Here is a 1,174-nt window from a genome sequence, read left to right on the forward strand (position 1 = left end):
TGAACCGCCCCGGCGTGTCGGGAGACTTGATCTTCTGAGGAGATGGAGTCATGACACGTCGTTCCCAGCCGCCGTATCCGCCGGAGTTGCGTGAGCGGGCGGTGCGCATGGTCGCCGAGGTCGAGTCGGACTACGACTCGCCGTGGGCGGCGATGAACGCCGTCGCCACCAAGCTCGGGGTCGGCACCGGGGAGACGGTGCGCAAGTGGGTCCGTCAAGCCGAGATCGACGGTGGTGTCCGGCCGGGCACCACCACTGAGGAGTCCGAGGAGGTCAAGCGGCTGCGCCGGGAGGTCGCGGAGCTCAAGCGGGCCAACGAGATCCTCAAGGCTGCTTCGGCTTTCTTCGCGGCCGAGATCGACCGGCCACACAAGCGTTGGTGAGGTTCATCGACCAGCACGCCGCCCGCTCCACGGTGGGACGGCGGTGGGGTGTCGCGTCGATCTGCGCCCAGCTCGCCGAGCTGGGCGTGGCGATCGCCCCGTCGACCTACTACGCCGCCCGCGCCGCGGCGTTGAGGGCCCCGAGCAGACAGCAGGTGCGTGACGAGGAACTGACCGCTCAGATCAGCAGGGTGTATGCCGAGAACTATGGCGTCTACGGCGCTCGGAAGGTCTGGATCCAGCTGGGCCGCGAGGGCATCGACGTCGCCCGATGCACGGTCGAGCGGCTGATGCGCGCGGCGGGGCTGGCCGGGGTCCGCCGCGGACGCCGGGTCCGCACCACGATCGACGGTGGTGGGCCGCGGGCCGGTGACCTGGTCGAGCGCCGGTTCGACCGGCCGGCCCCGGACCAGCTCTGGGTTACTGACTTCACCTACGTGCCGACGTGGTCGGGGATGGTCTACGTCGCCTTCGTCATCGATGCCTGTTCGCGGCGGATCCTGGGCTGGCGCGCGGCCACGTCGATGCGTACCGAGCTGGTGCTCGATGCCCTCGAACACGCGGTATGGACTCGCGCCCGACAGGGCCATAAGGACCTGTCCGAGCTGGTCGCACACTCGGATGCGGGGTCGCAATATCGGTCCATCGCCTACACCGAACGACTCGCCGCGGCCGGCGCGGCGCCCTCGGTCGGGTCGGTGGGCGACGCGTATGACAACGCGTTGGCGGAGTCGACGATCGGGCTGTTCAAGACCGAGCTGATCAAGCCGAGAGGTCCGTGGCGCACGGTC

The 1,174-nt window shown here is 69.3% G+C and carries 1 pseudogene; it reads left to right on the top strand.

Going from position 1 to position 1,174, the window contains the following annotated elements:
- Window positions 1–50: 50 nt before the first annotated feature.
- Window positions 51–1,174 (top strand): annotated as a pseudogene (locus WHI96_RS27700) (IS3 family transposase); the annotation flags it as partial.

Source organism: Pseudonocardia tropica (genome assembly GCF_040105315.1).
GTDB lineage: Bacteria > Actinomycetota > Actinomycetes > Mycobacteriales > Pseudonocardiaceae > Pseudonocardia > Pseudonocardia alni.